Below are 2,593 nucleotides of genomic sequence, written 5' to 3'. Positions count from 1 at the left end.
GTCTGCGGATGACAATTGGCCATCATGCTGAAACACGCACCGCCATAGATGCGCTAATTCGCCTGCATGGTGAAATGACATGACCGCATCACCTTCAGTTGAGCCTTTATCATTGCCCAATGGTGAAAACATCATTGCCCAGCTCAAAAAAGCAGGCATTGAGATCATAGTATCGGTTCCAGACATCGTGACAAGTGATGGGTTACTATGGCCAATCAGCAAAGATCCAGATTTTCAATTGATTCGCGTCTGCAAGGAAGATGAGGGTGTTTCAATCTGTGCCGCCCTCTCCTATAGCAACACCCGCGCGCTTTTATTGATGCAGCAAACCGGATTAATGGACTCGCTGAATGCGATTCGAGCCATTGCTATGGATTATCATCAACCCGTTTGCATGATGGTTGGTTTGCAAGGCAAAGCGACTAACGAATCCGTTCGGGAGTCAGCAAGTTATGGAGTTCGAATTATTCCTCCCATTCTCGACGTTATGGCGTTGAATTATATCGATATCGATAGCAATGCCGATACGAATAACATTGCACCAGCCATTGATAGTGCCTACGCAACTGGCGATGCCCTATGTTTTATTGTTGGCCAATCACCTGTTATAGCTGGAGGGCACAATGATACAGCGTGACCTTGCTCTCATGGCATTGCGGCCACATATCAAGCCACGCGACCTTGTCGTGGCGGTTTATCAGAGTTGCTTTGACTGGCTTGCTCTATGCCCGCGCGATCTCAATTATGTATCAACAGGCGCCATGGGCCAGGCCTCTTCGCATGCACTTGGGCTTGCTTTGGGAAGTCCAGACAGACAGTTGATCGTGCTTGACGGTGATGGTAGCTTATTGATGAATCTAGGCAGCCTTGTAACTATCGCCACTGTAAAGCCAAAACATTTTCTGCATATTGTTTTTGAAAATGGTGTTTATGAGGTGAATGGAGCTCACCCCATACCAGGAAGTGGAAATGTGGATTTTGCTAATATGGCAAAAGCCGCAGGTTATCAGGATGCGATGTGCTTTTCAGATCTAGATACATTTAAGGCGGCTTTGCCAAACTTACTTATGTATAGCGGGCCAGTGATGGCTGTTCTAAAAATCGTGCCAGGCAAGGCCTATCCACGCGATTATGACTATATTCATAGCGAGGCAGCCCGCCAAAAGTTCCGTGATGCGCTTAACCGTGACCAAGGACAAGCTACCTAGCCATTCTTGTCGCTATATTCTTCTTTTACCATGTTAAGGAATTCGTTCTGAATGGCCGACAGACTGCGCTGTGTGGACCATAAAACCTCAGCTTTGTAACATATTGCAGGTGTGAAGGGCACAGTCACGCATCTGGGGTCAAAGGATCCAGCACCAAATCCCGACCCAATGATAGACACACCCAATCCAGCGCCTACCATGCCAATGATCGCGGCCGTTGTCTTGCTTTCATAATGTGTCAGACGATTGACTCCTGCTACATTGAAAGCCTTGTCTATATCACTTTTGAAAATAGACCCCTCAAAGTAAGAAACAAAATTTTCACCAGCGAGATCTTTGGGTGAGATACTTTTTTCACCAGCTAGCTTGTGTGCTTTGGGTAAAAGGCAAACGGCCTCGGTGCTCAACAATTCATGCGTTGCAATATTATGATTGCGTCCAGTTGAAACAGCAATTCCAAAATCCTGATTCTCGAGCACCATCCACTCAATACGTTCATCATCAGATTGAATATCAAGACAGACATGAACATTTGGATGCCGTTTGGAAAATTTTTCGATCAGCAACGGCGCTAGCGTAGAGGCAAAAGAAGGAGTGCTGACAAGTCGAAGTTTTACATGATTAAAATCACGAATATTCTGCGCGGCCAGCTCAATACGCTTCAATCCAGCCATTGATTGCGCCACTTCCTCAGCAAGCAAGCGCGCTTCAAGCGTTGGCTCAAGCTTGCGTCCAATCCGTTGAAACAGCTTGAAACCGGCGCTTTTCTCAAGATCTGAAATTAACCGGCTAACCGCTGGTTGTGAAATTCCAAGCAAAGACGCTGACTTTGTCACTGTCCCTGACGTGATCAGGGTTTGAAAAGCGTCAATCTGGCGAAAGGTGATTTTCATCTTTTTCTTTCCTCCAGGCTATTTCCGCTCCCGAATATACAAGTATTGTATGCGCGATTTTAAAATATATTAACACATAACATAAATAAAAGATGGTCAGCATATTATTTACATATATGATAGAATAATGTTTAGAGGGCTAGCTTGATGATGCAGACACATCCTGAAACGCCGTTTCTCGCAAAACTGTTTGGGGTGAACGGTGTACGACACCCAAAAGATCCCGCATCAGCGCATATTGCGCGCTCCTTATGGCAGGTAGCGCAGGCTATCCTTTTATTCTGCATTATTGGCTGGCTGATATATGCGGGCGCTGCGGCTATGGAATATCGGTGGCAATGGTACCGTGTTGGACCATTCTTTTATCGGGTGATTGATGGGGAGTTCATTCTTGGGCCTTTGTTTAAAGGTATTATAGTTACCTTACAATTGGCTGGCATTAGCAGCATTCTATCGATAGTGATTGGCGCTTTGACCGCGATTGGCAGAATG

Annotated in this window: 3 protein-coding genes and 1 pseudogene; 3 read left to right on the top strand and 1 reads right to left on the bottom strand. The window is 45.9% G+C overall.

What is annotated here, in order from left to right:
* The first annotated feature begins 79 nt into the window (after nucleotides 1-79).
* The gene (locus ABNT28_RS10785) at nucleotides 80-637 is read left to right on the top strand and encodes a decarboxylase (protein WP_348721594.1); all 558 of its coding nucleotides are present in this window, start codon (nucleotides 80-82) and stop codon (nucleotides 635-637) included.
* Nucleotides 624-1,208 carry a thiamine pyrophosphate-dependent enzyme gene (locus ABNT28_RS10780; protein ID WP_348721593.1) on the top strand — a complete coding sequence of 195 codons (585 nt, stop codon included), beginning with the start codon at nucleotides 624-626 and terminating at the stop codon, nucleotides 1,206-1,208. The genes ABNT28_RS10785 and ABNT28_RS10780 overlap by 14 nt, the downstream gene beginning before the upstream one ends.
* Here ABNT28_RS10780 and ABNT28_RS10775 read toward each other — a convergent pair.
* On the bottom strand, nucleotides 1,205-2,101 hold the full coding sequence (locus ABNT28_RS10775; RefSeq protein ID WP_348721592.1) for a LysR substrate-binding domain-containing protein: 897 nt from the start codon (nucleotides 2,099-2,101) through the stop codon (nucleotides 1,205-1,207). The genes ABNT28_RS10780 and ABNT28_RS10775 overlap by 4 nt on opposite strands.
* A 147-nt stretch (nucleotides 2,102-2,248) precedes the next feature.
* Here ABNT28_RS10775 and ABNT28_RS10770 point away from each other — a divergent pair.
* Nucleotides 2,249-2,593, top strand: a pseudogene (locus ABNT28_RS10770) (amino acid ABC transporter permease); the annotation flags it as partial.

This window comes from uncultured Candidatus Puniceispirillum sp. (assembly GCF_963979125.1).
GTDB lineage: Bacteria > Pseudomonadota > Alphaproteobacteria > Puniceispirillales > Puniceispirillaceae > Puniceispirillum.
Note: the sequence above shows the minus strand (reverse complement) of the source record. Positions and strands in the feature narration are given on the sequence as shown.

Coding starts and splice junctions, on each gene's coding strand:
- ABNT28_RS10785 (WP_348721594.1), top strand. CDS start 80: ATGACCGCATCACCTTCAGTTGAGCCTTTATCATTGCCCAATGGTGAA.
- ABNT28_RS10780 (WP_348721593.1), top strand. CDS start 624: ATGATACAGCGTGACCTTGCTCTCATGGCATTGCGGCCACATATCAAG.
- ABNT28_RS10775 (WP_348721592.1), bottom strand. CDS start 2,101: ATGAAAATCACCTTTCGCCAGATTGACGCTTTTCAAACCCTGATCACG.